The organism is Streptomyces sp. NPDC050625, from assembly GCF_040654755.1.
Classification (GTDB): Bacteria; Actinomycetota; Actinomycetes; order Streptomycetales; family Streptomycetaceae; genus Streptomyces.
In genome coordinates this window covers 252,613-270,275 of record NZ_JBFAIQ010000005.1, presented here as the reverse complement: position 1 = coordinate 270,275, position 17,663 = coordinate 252,613, and the positions used below count along the sequence as shown (strand labels likewise).

General features: G+C 71.4%; 12 protein-coding genes and 1 pseudogene. 5 read left to right on the top strand and 8 right to left on the bottom strand.

Annotated elements, in window-relative coordinates:
* Positions 1–166 precede the first annotated feature (166 nt).
* Positions 167–1,135: an endonuclease/exonuclease/phosphatase family protein gene (locus AB0I54_RS14435; protein ID WP_363296298.1), complete on the top strand. Its 969-nt coding sequence runs from the start codon at positions 167–169 to the stop codon at positions 1,133–1,135.
* Between the two features lie 217 nt (positions 1,136–1,352).
* Positions 1,353–2,270 carry a peptidoglycan-binding protein gene (locus AB0I54_RS14430; protein ID WP_363296297.1) on the top strand — a complete coding sequence of 306 codons (918 nt, stop codon included), beginning with the start codon at positions 1,353–1,355 and terminating at the stop codon, positions 2,268–2,270.
* Positions 2,271–2,319: 49 nt separating this feature from the next.
* On the opposite strand, the gene AB0I54_RS14425 is transcribed toward AB0I54_RS14430, so the two are convergent.
* The 5 genes from AB0I54_RS14425 to AB0I54_RS14405 form a co-directional block, all read right to left on the bottom strand.
* On the bottom strand, positions 2,320–3,537 hold the full coding sequence (locus AB0I54_RS14425; protein ID WP_363296296.1) for an FAD-dependent oxidoreductase: 1,218 nt from the start codon (positions 3,535–3,537) through the stop codon (positions 2,320–2,322).
* Between the two features lie 93 nt (positions 3,538–3,630).
* A complete protein-coding gene (sigJ, locus tag AB0I54_RS14420) occupies positions 3,631–4,575 on the bottom strand; it encodes an RNA polymerase sigma factor SigJ (protein ID WP_363296295.1) in 945 nt (314 codons plus the stop codon).
* A gap of 51 nt (positions 4,576–4,626) precedes the next feature.
* Complete coding sequence (locus AB0I54_RS14415; protein WP_363296294.1) at positions 4,627–6,900, bottom strand: transglycosylase domain-containing protein; 2,274 nt, start codon at positions 6,898–6,900, stop codon at positions 4,627–4,629.
* A 20-nt stretch (positions 6,901–6,920) separates the two neighbouring features.
* Entirely contained in the window at positions 6,921–9,368 is a 2,448-nt protein-coding gene (locus tag AB0I54_RS14410; RefSeq protein WP_363296293.1) for a glycosyltransferase, read from the bottom strand.
* Positions 9,369–9,382: 14 nt separating this feature from the next.
* On the bottom strand, positions 9,383–10,120 hold the full coding sequence (locus AB0I54_RS14405; RefSeq protein WP_363296291.1) for a hypothetical protein: 738 nt from the start codon (positions 10,118–10,120) through the stop codon (positions 9,383–9,385).
* 583 nt (positions 10,121–10,703) lie between these two features.
* Here AB0I54_RS14405 and AB0I54_RS14400 point away from each other — a divergent pair.
* Together AB0I54_RS14400 and AB0I54_RS14395 are read left to right on the top strand one after the other, a co-directional pair.
* Positions 10,704–11,335: pseudogene (locus AB0I54_RS14400) on the top strand (RNA polymerase sigma factor).
* Between the two features lie 87 nt (positions 11,336–11,422).
* Complete coding sequence (locus tag AB0I54_RS14395; protein WP_363296290.1) at positions 11,423–12,247, top strand: hypothetical protein; 825 nt, start codon at positions 11,423–11,425, stop codon at positions 12,245–12,247.
* A 255-nt stretch (positions 12,248–12,502) separates the two neighbouring features.
* On the opposite strand, the gene AB0I54_RS14390 is transcribed toward AB0I54_RS14395, so the two are convergent.
* The 3 genes from AB0I54_RS14390 to AB0I54_RS14380 form a co-directional block, all read right to left on the bottom strand.
* On the bottom strand, positions 12,503–13,057 hold the full coding sequence (locus AB0I54_RS14390; RefSeq protein ID WP_363296289.1) for a hypothetical protein: 555 nt from the start codon (positions 13,055–13,057) through the stop codon (positions 12,503–12,505).
* Positions 13,058–13,069: 12 nt separating this feature from the next.
* Complete coding sequence (locus AB0I54_RS14385; protein WP_363296288.1) at positions 13,070–13,723, bottom strand: hypothetical protein; 654 nt, start codon at positions 13,721–13,723, stop codon at positions 13,070–13,072.
* Positions 13,724–13,805: 82 nt separating this feature from the next.
* Positions 13,806–14,864: a chitinase gene (locus AB0I54_RS14380; RefSeq protein WP_363296287.1), complete on the bottom strand. Its 1,059-nt coding sequence runs from the start codon at positions 14,862–14,864 to the stop codon at positions 13,806–13,808.
* A 328-nt stretch (positions 14,865–15,192) separates the two neighbouring features.
* Between AB0I54_RS14380 and AB0I54_RS14375 the strand changes: the two genes are divergently transcribed.
* Positions 15,193–17,217 (top strand): cell wall-binding repeat-containing protein, encoded by a 2,025-nt coding sequence (locus tag AB0I54_RS14375; RefSeq protein ID WP_363296286.1) that lies wholly within the window; start codon positions 15,193–15,195, stop codon positions 17,215–17,217.
* Positions 17,218–17,663: the final 446 nt, after the last annotated feature.

The following is a 17,663-nucleotide window of genomic DNA, read 5'->3' as shown; positions in this document are numbered from 1 at the left end:
TCCGATGCATTGGCTTTCTCGCGGGCTATCTCGTGCCGTCAACGCACTTCTGGTGAGTGTGCTTCTCGGTGTTGCCATGTTGCCCAGCGATGCCGTGGCCCTCGCGGGCGGGAGCGGAAGTGGGGGTGGGGGTGGAGGTGGGGGCGGCGGTGTGAATGTCCGGTTCATGACTCAGAACATGTACGTGGGCAGTGATTTCTCCGCCCTTGCCGACGCGCGGACGCCGCAGCAGTTCTTCGCCGCGGTGACGCTGACCTACCAGAACATCCTGGCGTCACGGCCGAGTGAGCGCGCCGCCGCCGTGGCCCGCGAAGTCGCCCGGAGCGAGCCCGATCTCGTCGCCCTGCAAGAGGCCGACATCGTGCGCACCGGGGCTCCGCCCGCGACCGACGTGCGCTCGGACCAGCTCAAGGCGCTCCTCGCCGCGCTCGACCGGCTCGGCCGGCATTACGAGGCGGTGGCGATCGTGCCCGAGGACGACGTCGAGGCCCCGAGCGCGCTCGGCTTCGACGTACGCCTCTCCGTGCGCAACGTGATCCTCGCCCGGGTCGGTCCGTCCCGGCACGTCAAGGTGTCGAACCTGCAAGTGCAGACGTATGCCGTGCAACATGTGCTCCAGTCGCCGGTCGGCTCGATCACCAGCCGGAACGGCTGGGCGTCGGTCGACGCCACGGTCGACGGCCGCACGTTCCGGTTCGTCACCACGCACTTGGAGCCGCTGCCGCCGTTCGCCGTCCAGCGAGCGCAGGCTCAGGACCTCGTCGCGAGTGCGGCGGACACCGATCTTCCGGTGGTGTTCGCCGGTGACTTCAACACGGCCGCCGACGATCCGCAGAACCCGACCTATCCGACGTATCAATTCCTGATCGACTCGGGGTTCACCGATGCCTGGCGCGCGGCGCACCCCGGCGATCCCGGCTTCACCTGCTGTCAGGCGCCCGACCTGAGGAATCCGGTCTCCGCCCTGAGTCTGCGCATCGATCTGGTCCTGTTCCGCGGGGACTTCGAGGTGAGGAACATCCACCTGGCCGGGAACGAGCAGAGCGACCGTACGCCGTCGGGGCTGTGGCCCTCCGACCATGCCGGCGTCGTAGCCACGCTGCGCGTGCCGAAGGCGCGGCTGTCGGCGTCGTAGCCGCTGACCACGGGCAACTCCGGCTTGCCGCAAATAGCTGCGCGAAAGGCGCATTTCGCGGGATTATCGCTGTGGGCCGACGCGGACAGCACTCGGACCGCAGCGGAGCAACGGGGGTGGCCGCCATTGAACTCACGTCATGGACACGCTTTGCGATGCGGCGTGCTCATCGATGACGAACCGCCCCGTCTCGACACACTCACCTCAGGAGTCTGTGATGAGCACCAGGACGGGACCCCAGCGTTACCCCGGCGCCAGCCGGGCGAACTGGTACCAGGACGACTTCGGCGGGGACCCGATGGAGGTCAACGTCGTCGTCCTGCACACGACGGAGAGCACCGGGCTGCCCGGTTACGACGGCGGCTCCACCGCGCCGAATCTGACGGCGGTCCCCGATCTCGCCGGCAAGAAGCTGAGGTGGTACCAGCACTTCGACATCGAGACCTCCTCCCGGGCGCTGGTCAATCTGCGGGGCGGCGTCGAGACGAACACCCTGAACGTGTGTCAGGTCGAGCTGGTCGGTACGTGTGATCCGAAGACCCACTCGAAGTGGCAGGGCGCCGGCCGGGCGCACATCCACTGGCCGGACGCGCCCGACTGGGCCCTGCAGGGGGTCGCCCGCTTCCTGGCCTGGATGCACGAGGAACACGGCGTGCCGCTGTCCGGCCCGAAGGCGTGGCCCGCGTACCCCACGTCGTTCGGGAAGGGCGGCGGGCAGCGGCTGACGGGCGCGCAGTGGACGGGCTTCAAGGGCGTCTGCGGGCACATGCACGTGCCCGAGAACGACCATGGCGACCCGGGAGCGATCGACTTCCCCCTGCTGGTCGAGCACGCGAAGGCCGACCTGGACCTGAACGACGACGACCCGGCGCCGAGCACGCCCCCCAAGTCGAAGGTCCCCGTGTTCCCGGGACGCAAGTACTTCGTGGCCGGGGCCTCGAACGACTACGTCCTGCAGCTCGGGCGGCAGTTGGTGAAGCGTGGCTTCGGCGACCATTACAGAGTCGGCCCGAGCAGACACTGGAGCGAGGCGGACCGGCTGAACGTGCGCGACTTCCAGAAGTCGCGCACGGAGCTGCGCGGCGACGCCGACGGCCTGCCCGGACCCCTGACCTGGCGGCTGCTGTTCTCCTGACGCCTGACGGAGTTCCGGCGTCGGTGTGCAGGGGGCCGCCGTGCGGGTCTCAGGCCGTCGCCTCGGCCGTCGCCTCGGCCGTCGTCTCGGCCGTCGCGACCGCCTGGGCCGGCTGTCGTACGACGCGGCGGCGCCGGGTCGGCAGGACCGTCGGGTTGGCGACGCCCCAGGCCGCGCCCTTGCAGACCAGCTCCTTGTAGACGGCGGCGAGCCGTCCGGTCAGGGCCGCCCGGACGGCGCGGTCGTCGGCGGTGACGTACTGGATCAGGCCTTCCCTGCGTCCCAGCGAGATGCACTGGTTGAAGTAGCGCAGCGGCACGTTCGGGAGCTTTCCGCCGGTCAGCCGCGCCGCGATGGCGTCGGCGGCCTGCCACGCGGTGGGCACGCCCGAGGCGCACGACATCCGCAGCGGCTTGTCGCCGGGGCCCACCACCAGGGCCGCGTCGCCGATGGCGTACACGTCCGGGTGCGAGACCGAGCGCATCGTCCGGTCCACCACGATCCGGCCGGTGCCGGTGACCTCCAGGGTGGTGGCCCCGGCGATCGGGTGGACGGCGAAGCCGGTGGTCCACACGGTGACCGCGGCCGGGACGGACGTGCCGTCGGCGGTGGTGACGCGGTCGGCCTCGACGGCGGTGACGGCGGCGTGCTCGTGCACGGTGATGCCGAGCCGGTCGAAGACCTTCCGCAGATGCCGGCGGCCCTTGGGCGAGAGCCAGTCGCCGAGGCCGCCGCGGGCGGTGAGGGCGACGTCGAGGTCCGGGCGGGCCTCGGCGATCTCGGTCGCGACTTCCAGGCCGGTGAGGCCGCCGCCGACCACGACCACGGGCTGTCCGGCGTCCAGCCGGGCCAGGCGCTCGCGCAGCCGGAGCGCTCCGGGACGGCCGGCGATCTCGTGGGCGTGCTCGGATGTGCCGGGGACGGCCTGGTCGTTCCAGCCGCTGCCGAGGGCGTACACGAGGGTGTCGTACTCCAGTTCCTCGGTGCCGCTCGCGTCGCTGACGGCGACGGTCCTGCGGTCGGCGTCGACGCCGGTGACCCTCGCCAGCCTCAGTACGACCCCTGTGTCCGCGAACATCTCGCTGAAGGGCCGGGGCCTGAGGTCCTGGCCGGTGGCGAGCTGGTGCATCCGGACACGCTCGACGAAGTCGGGCTCGGCGTTGACGAGGGTGATGGCGACGTCTTCGCGGTGCAGCCGCTTGGCGAGGCGCCCGGCGGCGATGGCTCCGGTGTATCCGGCTCCGAGGACGATGATGCGGTGCTGCATGTCCCTGCTCCTGTCGTGGGCGGATTCGCCCCTTGAACCGGGCGGCCCGCCGTTTCCTGACAGGTACGTGGTGTGAAGCACCTCACATCGGGGTCAGAAGGCGTTGAGCAGCGGTTCGCCGTGGTCGGCGGCCGCCCAGCGCCTGGTCGCGCGTTCGAGCTTGTCGGGGTTGACCTGGTTGCGGAACCCGGCGATGCCCTCGGGGGTGATCTCCAGGCACATGACGCCGATGACCCGGCCGTCGAGGACCGCCACGACGGCGGGGTCGCCGTTGGCGGTCGTGGCGTAGACCTCGGGCGATCCGCCGGCCAGGGCGCGCTTGGCCTTGCTGGGCTTGAACAGGCCCCGCAGGAACGTGGCGACCGCGAGGGCGCCCTCGAACGCCTTGGCGCGGGCCGGGACCTTCCCGCCGCCGTCGCCGATGGAGACGGCGTCCTGGGTGAGCAGCCGTACGAGCGGCTCGGTCCGGCCGCTGGTGGCGGCCGCGAGGAACTCGTCGATGATCCGCCGGGCGGCGGCCTCGTCGATCTCGGTACGGGCCCTGCCCTCGGCGACATGCTTCTTGGCGCGGTGGAAGATCTGCTGGCTGGCGGCCTCGGTGACATCGAGGATCGCGGCGATCTCCCGGTGCGGGTAGTCGAAGGCCTCCCGCAGCACGTACACCGCCCGTTCGCCCGGGGTGAGGCGCTCCAGCAGGGCGAGGACCGCGTACGAGACCGACTCGCGCTGCTCGGCGGTGTCGGCCGGGCCGAGCATCGGGTCCCCGGCGAGCAGCGGCTCGGGGAGCCATTGGCCCACATAGGTCTCGCGCCGCGCGCGGGCCGAGGTGAGCTGGTTGAGGCACAGGTTGGTGAGCACCTTCGTCAGCCAGGCCTCGGGGACCTCGATGCGGTCGACGTCGGCGCCCTGCCAGCGCAGGAACGTCTCCTGCACGGCGTCCTCGGCCTCGCTCGCGGAGCCGAGGAGACGGTAGGCGATGGCCTCCAGGCGGGGCCTGGAGGCCTCGAACCGGTCCACGTCGTTCATGGTCAGGGCCATGACCCGGATCCTAGCTCCGGCACGTCCTTCTCGCTCTCTCGGCTGCCGGTGTCAACGGCACTTGTGTCCATGGCACTTGGGGCCTGGCGCAGGGGCGCCCGGTGTGGAGCCGGTCGTGGGGGTCCCCTGCTTGCCGCCGTTCTTGGCGCCCCGCTTGTCGTGGGGTGCGGACGGGGACGGCTTGGCGGCGCCGGGCTCGTCGGCGCCGCGGCCGAGGGAGGCCGGGGCGGGGAAGGGGCTGTCGGGCAGGCCGGTGAGGGCGTCGCGCATGTACTGGGTCCAGATCGAGGTGGGGATGTCCCCGCCGAACACCTTCTCCAGGCCGCCGACGCCCGCCATGGACAGCAGTTGCGGGTGCTTCGGGTCCTCTCTGAAGAGGACGACGGAGGTGGCGAGTTGGGGGGTGTAGCCGATGAACCAGGCCGAGCGGTAGTCGTCGGTGGTTCCGGTCTTGCCCGCCGCGGTCCTGCCGAGAGCCTGGGCCCGGGTGCCGGTGCCCCGGGCTATGACGCCCCGGAGTACGTCGGTCACGTTGTCGGCGATCGCCTTGGGCAGGGCCCGTGCGGGGACGGGGGCGGTGAAGCCGGGCCGGACGTAGCCGTTGTGGGTCACCTTGGTCACCGAGTACGGGGTGGCCTGCTCACCGGAGGCAGCGAAGGTCGCGTAGACGCCCGCCATGCGAATGGCGCTCGGTGTCGAGGTGCCGATGTAGAAGCCGGCGCTGGGGGCGGCGAGGCTGCCCGGGCGCAGGCCCAGGGCCTGGGCCGTGCTCGCCACGTTCTCGTGGCCGACGTCCTCTCCCAGTTGCACGTACGGCGTGTTGACCGACTGCTCCATCGCCTTGCGCAAGGTGATGTAGCCCCAGCGGTCGCGGGTGTCGTTGCGCTGGTGGAGCAGACCGGTGGGGTCCTTGTCGTCGGTGACGTAGTTGCCCTGCTGGTCCTTGATCTTGATGCCGTCGTCGCCGTTGAACTTGCTGGCCGGGGTGATCGGCTCCGGCGACCTGCCGGGGTGCAGTACGGCTCCGTGCTGGAGTGCGGCGGCGAGGACTACGGGCTTGAACGTCGAGCCCACCGGGACGCCGGAGGTGTCGGCGTTGTCCGAGAAGTGGGAGTGGTCGAAGCCGGGGCCGCCGTAGACGGCGAGGATCTTGCCGGTCCTGGGTTCCACCGACGCGGCTCCCACCTGGACGTCCCGGTCGACCGATCGGTGGGCGGGGTCGAGGCGTTCCCGGCGGGTCCGTGCGACGGAGCGTTCCAGCGCCGCCGTCTTCTTCCGGTCGAACGTGGTGTGGATCTGGTAGCCGCCCCGGCTCAGGCTGCCGTCGGTGACGGTCGGGTCGTGCTGCTGGACATACGCCCTGGCCAGCTGGACCAGATAGCCGGTCTGGCCGGTGAGCCCCGAGCCCGGCGTCCACTTCCTCGGCATCGGGAATCCGGCGGCGGCGTACTTGGCCCGCTGCGCCGGCGTCAGCTTGCCGGTGTCCACCATCCGGTCGAGCACCCAGGACCAGCGCGCCACCGCCTGCCGTTTCGCCGCGGGGTCGGAGTCCACGTGCTGGAAGAGGCTCGGCTCGTTGACCGCCGCAGCGAGGAAGGCTCCCTGGCTCACGTCGAGCTTCTCCACCGGGAGGTTGTAGTACGCGCGGGCCGCGGCCTGCACGCCGTTGGCCTGGCGGCCGAAGAAGCAGCTGTTCAGATACCCCTGGAGGATCTGCTCCTTGGTCATGGAGGCGCCGATCTTGGTGGAGATCAGCAGCTCCTTGAACTTGCGCGAGACCGTCTGCGACTGATCCAGGTAGGTGTTCTTCACGAACTGCTGGGTGATCGTCGATCCGGACTGCACGGAGCCGCCCCCGGCCATGTGGACGACGGCGCGCAGGATGCCCTGCGGATCGATGCCCGGGTCGGTGTAGAAGGAGGCGTTCTCCGCGGCGATGAAGTCCCACTGCACCGCGGCGGGCACCTGCGCGAGGGTGACGTTCTGGCGGTTGACGCTGCCGTCGGTCGCCAGGACCGTGCCGTCCGACCAGTAGTAGACGTTGTTCTGCAGCAGCGTCGTGGGGTTGGGGTCGGGGATGGTGACCGTGGCGTAGGCATAGCCGACGAGCGCCGCGGTGCTGCCGAAGAAGAACAGGAAGAGCGCCAGCACCTGGCGCCACGACGGCAGCCAGCGGCGCGGGCCCTGCTTGCCGCGGCGCGGGTAGTCGAGCCAACGTTTCTTCTGCGGTGCCCTCCTCCGGGCGCCGCGTGACGTCGCCTGCTCACCCGCGGCACGGTGGCCGGCGTGGGAGCGCTGCGGCGGTCGTCGCCGGTGTCCGCTCATGGGCTCGGATCACTGTCCCTTCAGTACCACTGGGTGGCGTCGTGCGGTGCGGGCTGCGGTTGGGAGGTGTACGGCGCCGGCTGCACATAGCCGTCGTACGGCCCCGGCTGCACATAGCCGTCGTACGGAACCGGCTGCACATAGCCGTCGTACGGAACCGGCTGCACATAGCCGTCGTACGGAACCGGCTGCACATGACCGTCGTACGGCACCGGCTGCGCATGACCGCCGTACGGAACCGGCTGCACATGACCGCCGTACGGCCCCGGCTGCGCAAAGCCGGGCTCCTCCGGGGTGAGATCGCTCTGGTGCGCCTCTGTGCCCACCGGGGCCTGCAAGCTGCCGTACCGCTCCATGCGCTGCCAGCGCAGCCGTGAGCCCGACAGGGCGGTGAAGACGGACTGGATCACCACGAGGTACATCAACTGGCGGTAGACGAACTGCTGCAACGGCAGGCTCCACAGCGGCCCCGGGCGTTCTCCGTCCAGGCGGAACGCGTACAGCCCCATCAGCAGTTGCAGCAGCAGGAAGGCGAGCCACAGCCCGATGATCCGGACCGGGTCGAGGAAGACCAGGCCGTACAGGGCGAAGACGTCCACGACGGGCGCGAGCAGCGGCAGCAGCACCTGGAAGAGCAGCAGATAGACCAGGCCCCGGCGGCCCAGTTTGCCGGCGGCGCCGCGCTGCACGAGCGCACCGCGGTGCTTCCACATCGCCTGCAGGGTGCCGTAGCACCAGCGGTACCGCTGCCGCCACAGGGCGTTCAGGGACGCGGGTGCCTCGGTCCAGGCCCGCGCGTCCTCCTCGTACACCACGCGCCAGCCGGCGCGGCACAGCGCCATGGTGAGGTCGGTGTCCTCGGCGAGGGTGACGTCGCTGACGCCGCCGAGGCCGAGGAGTGCCCGGCGGCGGAACGCGCCGACGGCGCCGGGCACGGTCGGCATGCATTCGGCGAGGTCGAACAGGCGGCGGTCGAGGTTGAACCCGACCACGTACTCGATGTGCTGCCAACGGCCCAGCAGGCCGCCGCGGTTGACGACCTTGGCGTTTCCCGAGACGGCTCCCACGCGGGCGTCGGCGAAGGGCTGCACGATCGTGCGGACGGTGTCGGATTCGAAGACGGTGTCGCCGTCGACCATGACCACCAGGTCGAAGGAGGCGGCGGCGAGCCCGGTGTTGAGTGCGGCGGGCTTGCCCGCGTTCTGCTGCCGGATCACCCGCACCGGCAGGCGGAGCGACTCCACCAGGTCGGCGGTGCCGTCGGTCGATCCGTCGTCGACGACGATGATCTCGACCGGATGGTCCGAGGCGAGCAGGGAGCGTACGGCCGCCTCGATCCCGGCGCTCTCGTTGTACGCGGGGACGATGACACTGACCGGCTCGGTCACCGGTGGCCCCCAGGACCGGCCGCGGCCCTTGGCCCGCAGCCGCCGGTGCCGGCGGGCCGCGACCAGCACGACCGCCGCGCGCAGCACACTGAGCACCCCTGCCGCGTACATCAGCACGCCCAGCAGCCATACGGCCCAGTCGCCGGCCTGCAGCGCCTTGATGAGAGCAATTCCCTGAAGGTGTTCACCGAGCCCTGCGGGCTGGACGGGTCCGGCCATGCCGACCGCGGCGCCGACCGTCGCGAACCGGAAGCCGCGTGCCTTGAGCCGTGGGATCAGGGCATTGAGGGCTGTGACGGTCTGCGCTCGGTCACCGCCGCCGTCGTGCATCAGCACGACCTGTCCGGCGTGGCCGTGCGGGGTCGCGTTGGCGAGGATGCGGTCCGCTCCGGGACGCTGCCAGTCCTCGGCGTCCTGGGTGGAGAGCACCGTGACGTAGCCCGCTTCGTCGGCCTGCTGGAGGACGGACCAGTCCGCGTCGTCCAGCGCGCCGTTCTTCGAGGAGTACGGCGGCCTCAGCAGCGCGGTGGTGACGCCCGCGGCACCGGCCACCGCCAGCTGCGTCTCGCGCAGTTCCAGCGAGCGCTGCCACGGGGCGAGCCGTGCCAGGTCAGGATGGGTGAACGTGTGGATGCCGATCTGGTGGCCCTCGGCGACGATCCGGCGGACCAGCTCCGGGTGGTCCACGACCTCCGTGCCGACGACGAAGAAAGTCGCGTGCACATGGTTGTGCCGCAGCACGTCCAGGATGCGCGGAGTCCAGACGGGGTCGGGGCCGTCGTCGAAGGTGAGGGCGACGGTACCGGCCTTCAGCCGGGCGGTGTGCGCAGAGCCGGCGGCGTTCGCGATCACGGGACCGCCGTGGGTCACCCTGCTGGGCACCGCCTCGTTCCGGCCCCGTTGGCCGGTCACGGCGTCCGACGTGATCCCGAACATGTGGTGGGTGTAGCCCTGCAGCAGGAGGGCGGTCGACAGGGTCACCACGAGCACACTCAGCAGCAGCCAGTGGGCACGAGGTGTGATCTGGCGGGTGCGGCTGCGGCTGCGGGCAGGAGCGTTGCGGCGTCGGCGGTCGGTCACGTCGGGGCCTTGGATCACTTCACGGGCTTGTGGGACGTGCCGAGGGCTCGCCCCTTGGAGGCGGGGGTGGTGGCGGGAGCGGTCGAGGTGGGGGACGGGGAGGTGATCCCGGTGGGCCCGGACGTGGCCGCGGGCACGGTGGAGGCCATCGACCCATCGGCGGAGCCGGGGGTCTGCCGTGCCGCAGGGCGAGTCTGCTGCGCCGCGGCGGGAGTCGCGCGCTCTTCGGAGTGTCCGGTGCCGGACGCGGAGTCGGTTGCGGTGGCGTGGGGGACGGTCCGGTGCGCGGAGTCCGGCTGCGGGACGAACGGAGAGCTGATGCTGGGGCCGCCCAGCAGCGCGCTGATCAGCAGGGCGACGTATCCGCCGGCGGGGATCACCAGCAGCCGGGCGGCACGGAGCACGCGGCGCTGGCGGCGCCCCGACGAATCGACGAAGACCGGCCGCGCCGGCTCGCTCTCCGGTGCGGCCGGTTCCGGAACGGGGTGGGCGGGCGTGCCGAAATCCGGAGGCATCGCGGTGAAGACGTCACCGTGGGGGGCGTCCCACACTGCCGTGACAAGGGGGGCCGGTCCCGTCGTCCGGAAGCGATCCGTCGGGTACGCCTGCCCGGGCTGCACCGGGTACCAGGACAGCGTGGCCGTGTCGGTGACGGTGCCGCCGCTGCCCCGGTGACCGGGGGCATACGCGTATCCGGCGCCGCCGTACGGATCTTCGCCGTACGCTGCGCCGCTTTCGTCCGTCCAATGCACGGGTCGTGCCCCCTGTCCTGGCCGACCGACATGGTCGTCCGCATGGAAAGAGCGCGCTCGGCCGGAAGTGTTACACCTCGACCTTGCAGCGAGGGCAAATGGCATGAGAAGGCGTGTAATAGGCGCAATTCAGACACAAACGCCGCAAGTCGACGGGGACTTCACCACTGCACCACCGTGGTCGACCGGGCCGTGCATCGTGCGCGGAGCGGCCGGGACCCCATGCAGTGGGCGGGGTTCCGGCCGCTCCGTCCCTCTCGGCGCCGCTCACGGGGGAGAGACGAGCGGCGCCGGGAGAAGCCGAGGGGCGGTGTTTCGTGCCGCCCATCCAGCGGCTGGTCTCCCCCGGCGTGCGCGGGTACCCAACCCGGCACTCACCCAGCGCATGGCCTGCGCGAAGCGTCACATGGCCGAGGCAGTGCCAGTCGGCCAGGACGGCGCTGTACCGGTGAGAAAGCGAAGGACGCCTGATGCGTTGTGACACTTCCGTGACGACAGACGCTGGTCATCATGGAGCCGTCGTGCGACCGGAGCGCGGCGGATGGCACGGAATCGCTACGGACCGGTGCGAACGAGGACAGCCTTGGGCCAGGTACGGCAACCCCGCCGCGTACAGTCGCGCGACGGGGAACTGAGCGTTGCAGTCGCGCGGGCCCAGGACGGTGACGAGACCGCTTTCACGGTCGTCTACCGGATCGTGCAGCCGGGCCTGCTCGGCTATCTGCGCGGGCTCGTCGGTGACGACGCGGAGGACGTGGCCTCCGACGCCTGGCTGGAGATATCCCGTGACATCGGCCGTTTCAAGGGCGACGGCGCCGGGTTCCGCGGCTGGACCGCGACGATCGCCCGGCACCGGGCGCTGGACCATCTGCGGCGGCAGCGGGTACGGCCACGGTCGGGCGGTACCGAACAGGACGTACTCGACCTGCCGGGCCCGCACAGCACATCCGAGCAGGCCCTGGAATCGCTCTCCACCGAGTGGGCCCTCGAACTGGTCCAGGGGCTGCCGCGGGACCAGGCCGAGGCCGTTCTCCTGCGGGTCGTCGTCGGTCTGGACGGTCCCGCCAGCGCACGCGTGCTCGGCAAGCGCCCGGGAGCGGTGCGCACCGCCGCCCACCGCGGCCTCAAACGCCTCGCCCACCAGCTGGGTGTCGGCAGCGAGGCGGGCGAGGTGTGACGGATGAGGCCACCCGGACGCTGGGGGAGTCGAAATGACAACAACAGCGACAGCAGGCCGGCGGACAGGCGCCAGGCCCGGTACGCCGAACGATCGAGACCTGTCGGACAGGAACGGAAACGCGCATGGGTGAACGGCTGAGCGGCGACGGAGTTCCGGGCCGCCGACGTGTGCACCCCGGCGGCGCCGTCTCCGAACCGTGGGACGCATACGACTCCGCCACGCTGGAAGCGGTGCTGGCCGCCGCCATACGCGCGGACGACCTCAAACCCGAGGCCGAGCAGCGAGCGCTGGCCGCCTTCCGGGCCGCCCACGCCGCGGGCGCGCACCGAGCCCGTACCCGGCGCCGGGACGACTGGCGGCTGCCCGAGGCACGGCGTGCCCGGCGCCCGCTGAGGATCACGTTCGGCGCGGTGTTCGCCAGCCTCACCCTGGGCGGTGTCGCGGTCGCGGCGATCGGCTCCGTCGGCTCGTCCACGGACGGTGCCGGTGACGGCCGCGGGACCGCGCACCCCTCGGCGGTCGCCCCGGACCGACCGGGAGGCGCGGCCTCGTCCAGGTCCTCCGGTGGCCCCGGGAAGGCGGGCCACCCCGCCACCGCCAAGGACACCGAAGCGCATTGCCGGGCCTACGAGCAGGTCGAGGATCGTGGCCAGGCCCTCGACGCGGCGGCCTGGAAGCAGCTCGTCGAGGCTGCCGGCGGCGAGTCCAAGGTCGCCTCGTACTGCGCCGAGCAGCTGTCGCGGGCGACGGCCGCGCCCGGCAGGACGACGGGCACCGGCAAGTCGCACGAGGGTTCCGCGAACTCCGGCAACGACACGACGGGCAACACCGGCGCCTCCGGCAACGGCACGTCCGGCAACAACTCCGGCGGCAACTCCGGCGGCACGGACAGCGCGACCGGCAACGGGCAGACGAGCAGCGGCAAGGGCAGCGGGAAGCACAAGTAGCGCCCGCGGCGCAGACCGGGAGCGGTGCGCACCGCCGCCCACCGCCGGGGGCGCTCGGTCACGTGCATGGCGGAGGTCGCCCAACGGGCCGACGTCCAGGACGAATCCGAGCAGCAGCGTGCCGAGGATGCTCAGCGCCACGTCGAGGACGCGTACCCCGGGACCGGCCGGGCGGGTCCGACGTGCCGATCGAGCGAGCGTGCGCTGTGGTGACCTGAACTCGCTGTCGGCGCCCGGGGGTCGGGAGGGTGTGGGTCAGGGACCGGTGACCGACTTGATCGTGTACGGGTTGGAGGCCTGCTGCCAGATCGCCGCGAAGCGGGCGGTCGGGCGGGTGTCGACCTGGGGTACCCGGCCGTCCGAGGCGACCGTCTTCGACGTGCCGAACGTGCCGGCGCGGCTGATGAGCCGGGCGGTGACCCTGGTGGCGCTGTACGGGGGCGTCGAGGTGGCGACGGTCGTGTGGAAGACCAGCATGCCGTCGCCGTCGTCGTCGAGGGCCAGGTCGGGCCGGTCGCCCGCGCCGAGGACGGTGACGCTCCCTCGGGTGCCGCCCGCGGAGATCCGACGGCCGAGCAGTTCGAGCTTGCCGCTCTTGTAGCGGGTCCACACGATCATCGAGTCGCCGTCGAGGTCGGTCGCGAGGGCGTGGTGGAAGCCCACGTTGTCCGCGGCGGCCGAGATGCGCAGCGGGGCCGCCAGGGTGCCGGTGTGGCTCCAGCGCGAGACCCAGACCTGCGCGACGGCACCGCCGCCGGAGTGGTAGCTGATGACCGCGTCGCCGTCCCGGTCGACACCGATCCGCACCATGCCGAAGCCGCCCTACGACGCGATGGGCGACGTGAGCACCTCCGTGGCGGAGACGGTGGTCGAGGTGATGCGCCTGGCCACGACGTCCGCGCCGCGCGCCCAGGCGACGACGAACCGGCCGCTGCGGTCGACACCGACGGCCGGCTTCTCGGCCGAGCCCGATCCGAGGGTGATGGGCGCGCCGACCGTGCCGTCGAGCTTCAGCCGGCGGGCGACCGCGTACCAGCTTCCGTCGCGGATCTCCGTCCACGCCGCCATCGCCGTGCCGCCCGGCGACACGGCGACGACCGGGGTGGTCGCGGGCGCCGACGTGGAGAGCTGCCGGAGCGGTCCGACCAGGCTGCCGGAGGCGGCGACCCGCCGGCCCACGACCTGGCTGTCCTGCTGCCAGACCACCGCTGAGTCGCCGGTGTCGTCGGAGTCGGCCTCCGGCCAGGCCACCGCGGCGCCGTCCGGCGACAGGGTGCGGATCGCGCCCGTCGTTCCGTTCGCGAACTTCACTCTGGTCTGGACGCGTTGGTAGGAGTACGTCGTCGACAGGTCACCGGCCGTCCAGGCCGGCAGGGCGTCGCCCTGCCGGTCGACCGAGACCTGGGGGGAGTCGGCGGGCGACCACCCCTTGGCCGACACGTTCCAGGCCGACGTCCATGCCGCCTCGGCGTTCATGGTCACGGTGACGGTGACCGCGAGCCCGGCCGCCGCCGCGGCGAAGACCGGGCGGTCCGGCAGGGGGCCGGGGGCTCGGCCGTCAGTGGCGGGCGCCGCCGCGGGTGAACGGCTCGAAGGTGTGGCTGAAGTACCAGGTGTCCTGGGCGATTCCGGAGCAGGAGTTGGCGCCCGCGGTGCCGACGCAGCCGCCGTTGTCACGCTGGAGCGCCCAGAAGGAGAAGGTGTCGATGCCCCGGGCAACGGCCCACTTCTCGACCGCGGCCGCGTCCTGGGTGGTGAAGGTCTCCTCGGGGCCGTAGTCGTCGATGCCGGGCATCTCGGTGACACCGACCGTGCCCCACAGCCGCGCCGGGCTCTTCTTCGGGTGGAGGGCGGCCAGTTGGCGGTACAGGCCGGTGGCGGCGCTCACGGTGTCGGCCGCCATGTCGTGGGTGGCGCCGTCCCAGTAGTCGAAGGTCATGATGTTGACGACGTCCACCCGGGCGCCGTTGTCGACGGCGTTGCGCAGCAGGGCCACTCCGCTCGGGGCGAGTCCGGTGGTCGTGGTCGGCAGGGTGTAGGAGAACTGGAGCCGGTGGCCGGTGCGTTCGGCCCAGCGCTCGGCCTTGGCGACGGCCTTGTTGCGGCGGTCGATCGCGGCGGTGTTCTCGATGGAGTCGGCCTCGATGTCGAGGTCGATGCGCGTGATGCCGTACATCTTGACGAGGCTTTCATAGACCGCGGCGATGGCGTCGACGCTGGTGCAGCTGTCGGCCAGTTCGGTGCCGGTGGTGTCGGCGCTGTATCCGCCGAAGGACGGGATGACGTTGCCGCCGCGGGCCTGGATGGCGGCGATGTCGCTCCCGAAGCTCGCCTCGGCGATCGGCTGGGCCGTGTTGCCGTTCCAGTAGGTGGTGCACGAACCGGCCGCGTCCGTCTGGAGGAAGGCCATCGTGAGGTACTTGTTGCCGGACTCGGCGGCGAGCGCGGCGGGGCTCTCACCTGTCCATGCCTCGAAGTAGGGCGCGGCGACATGTGCGGGCATGGGCCTGGCGGTGTGCGAGGGCAGGTGCGAGGACAGCTGTGACGACGCCTGTGCGCCGCCTCCCCCGAGGGCAACCAGCGCGGTCGACAGGGCAGTTACGGTCACACCGGACATCAGGTTACGAATGCGGCCAGATCGTCTCATTGACGCTCCCAGGGCGAACGGGGCCAAGAGCAGGCGTGGATGGTGGAAGGACCGGAAGAACAGCGACCATGGTTGGACTAGACCAATCGACTGTCAAGGTTCTTTACAATCACCTGACCCGGCAACCCCTCGCCGCGTCGCGCCAGTTCACCCGTCCCGCGAATCGGGCACCCCCGCCTTCACACCCGCCCTGGCCTGGCACTAATGTTTCGCCGCTGCCGCGCGGACGGCTCGTCGATGCCGTCCGTTCACCTCGGGGGAGAGGTCCGGCAGCCGTCCATTCACTTGTGGGGGCACATTGAACACGCGTACGCGCCGCAGACTCGCGGCGCTCACCGGCGCCACCGCGCTCGCCGCGGGGCTCCTCGCCACGGTTCCGGGGCCGGCGGCGGCCGACTCCGGCAGCTGGCCCGCCACCGACGGGAAGCTGCTGTACACGGTCGGCGGCGGCTCGATGAACTACATCAACCCCGACGGGTCGTGGTGGTCCCAGTTCTACCCGACCGGAAACCAGGGCGCCTGGTCCGCCGACGGCAGCCAGATCGTCTTCGTGAACCCGTACGACGACCACATCGGCACGGCGTTGTCCGACGGGACGCAGAGCCTCGACCTGGCCATGCCGTCGGGCAGCGGCTGGCATCCGGCCGACCCGACCTTCTGGTTCGGCGGCGGGGACATCGTCTTCACGGCCGCCGGCCGGCTCCGGGTGACCGCGGCCGACGGCACCCGCGCGCCCAAGGCGCTGTTCGGCACGGACGTCGACGGCTGCGACTCGAAGCCGAGCGGCGCCGTCAACGGCATGCTCGCCTTCGTCCGCACGGGGACCAGCTGCGGGGCCGCGGGCGCCCCGGCCGTGTGGGTCCACAACGGCCGCACCGGGGCGTTCAAGAAGCTCGCCGACAACGCGCGCGAGCCGAGCATCTCCCCCGACGGCCAGTCGGTCGCGTTCACCCGCTCCGTCGACGGTCACAAGCAGCTGTTCTCGATCCGGACCGACGGCACCGGGCTGACCCAGCTCACCACCGACGCCACCGACCACAACCGGCCCGCCTGGTCTCCGCAGGGCGACCGGATCGCGTACGACATCTACTTCACCGGCAGCGCGGACACCGGCCCGAGCGGTCCGCAGGTGTGGATCCACGACCTCGGCACGGGCACGGAGACGCGGGTGCCCACGGTCGAAGGCACCGACGTGGCCTGGCAGCCGATCCGGAACAACGCGATCTCCCGGGTCTGGGGTGCCGACACCTACGACACCAACATCGCCGCGTCCAAGTGGACCTGGAACAAGGTCGGCACCAGCACGCCCGGCCTCACGAACGCCAACTCGGCCGTGCTCATCAGCAAGTCGGACTCGGCGTACGCCACCACCGCGACCTCACTGGGCGGCAAGAAGCGCGGGCCGGTGCTGATGACCTCCGGCACCGCTCTGGACTCCGCGGTGCAGACCGAGCTCAAGCGCACGCTGCCGAAGGGTAAGACGGTCTATCTGATCGGCGGCACAAAGGTGCTCAGCAGCTCGGTGGCGTCCAAGGTGACCTCCCTCGGGTACGTCGCCAAGCGGCTGTACGGCACCTCGCGCTACTCCACCTCGGTGGCCGTGGCCAAGGCGATCACCAGCGCGCCGAAGTACATCTTCCTGGCGACCGGCACCGACTACCACAACGCCCTCGCGGCCAGCTCCGCCGCCGGTTCCCTGGGCGGTTCCGGGACCGCGGTCGTCCTGCTGACCGAGGGGTCGACCATGACCTCGTCGGTCTACGGCTACCTGGACAGGTTCAGCCCGAGCACGACGAAGATCATCACGGTGGGGGTCGACTCCGAGTCGGCGCTGGCCAGGGCGTACCAGGCCCGCAAGATGCCGCACTGGCCCAGCTCGTACCGCTACTACCGGGTCGCGGGCGGCACTCCGCAGTCCAACGCCAGTCGGCTCGCCGAGTTCTGGTGGTCGCTGCCGTCGGACGCCGCGGTCGCCGCCTCGAACAGCTGGCGCGGCGGTGTCTCCGCGTCGTCGGCGATGGCCACGTACGGTCCGCTGCTGTGGACCGACCCCACCTCGCTGCCGTACGACACCAAGCACTACCTGATGTTGATGTCGTCGAGCCTGCACCACGTGGCCGTCTTCGGCGGAACGTCGTCGGTCGACGCCTCCCTCATCCCCAAGCTCGGCGCGGCCATCGGCGTGGGCACGCACTACGTCTACACGCCGTACTACAAGGGGCTCGCGCCGGTGTCCCCCACCGCCCAGCCCCTGTCCGGGCCCACCACCGGCTCCACCCCGAGCCCGAACCTCGCACCGCTCCAGGTGACGGCCACGAAGTAGCCGAGCTCCGCTCGCAGGGGCAGGCCCGGGTCGCTGACCCGGGCCTGCCCTTTGGTGCCGCGTCCCACGAGTCGGAGAACTCAGGCAGCCTGCCGACCACTGTCCGGACGGCCCGCTGCCGCCGGTCGGCCCGAACTCCGTTGACGCCGGGCGCCCGGCCGAGAGCGAGGACCCGGGCGAGGGCGAGGACCCGGCCGAAAGAAAGGACCCGGGCGAGGGCGAGGGCCCGGGCAAGGACGAGGGCCCGGCCGAAGGCGAGGACCCGGCCGAAGGCGAGGACCCGGCCGAAGGCGAGGACCCGGCCGAAGGCGAGGACCCGGCCGAGAGCGAAGACCCGGCCGAAGGCGAAGACCCGGCCGAGAGCGAAGACCCGGCCGAAGGCGAAGACCCGGCCGAGAGCGAAGACCCGGCCGAAGGCGAAGACCCGGCCGAGAGCGAAGACCCGG

Bases quoted from the DNA above. Each gene is read 5' to 3' on its own strand.
- AB0I54_RS14430 (WP_363296297.1), top strand. From the start codon at position 1,353: ATGAGCACCAGGACGGGACCCCAGCGTTACCCCGGCGCCAGCCGGGCG.
- AB0I54_RS14385 (WP_363296288.1), bottom strand. From the start codon at position 13,723: ATGAACGCCGAGGCGGCATGGACGTCGGCCTGGAACGTGTCGGCCAAG.
- AB0I54_RS14425 (WP_363296296.1), bottom strand. From the start codon at position 3,537: ATGCAGCACCGCATCATCGTCCTCGGAGCCGGATACACCGGAGCCATC.
- AB0I54_RS14380 (WP_363296287.1), bottom strand. From the start codon at position 14,864: ATGTCCGGTGTGACCGTAACTGCCCTGTCGACCGCGCTGGTTGCCCTC.
- AB0I54_RS14415 (WP_363296294.1), bottom strand. From the start codon at position 6,900: ATGAGCGGACACCGGCGACGACCGCCGCAGCGCTCCCACGCCGGCCAC.
- AB0I54_RS14435 (WP_363296298.1), top strand. From the start codon at position 167: ATGACTCAGAACATGTACGTGGGCAGTGATTTCTCCGCCCTTGCCGAC.
- sigJ (WP_363296295.1), bottom strand. From the start codon at position 4,575: ATGGCCCTGACCATGAACGACGTGGACCGGTTCGAGGCCTCCAGGCCC.
- AB0I54_RS14390 (WP_363296289.1), bottom strand. From the start codon at position 13,057: ATGGTGCGGATCGGTGTCGACCGGGACGGCGACGCGGTCATCAGCTAC.
- AB0I54_RS14395 (WP_363296290.1), top strand. From the start codon at position 11,423: ATGGGTGAACGGCTGAGCGGCGACGGAGTTCCGGGCCGCCGACGTGTG.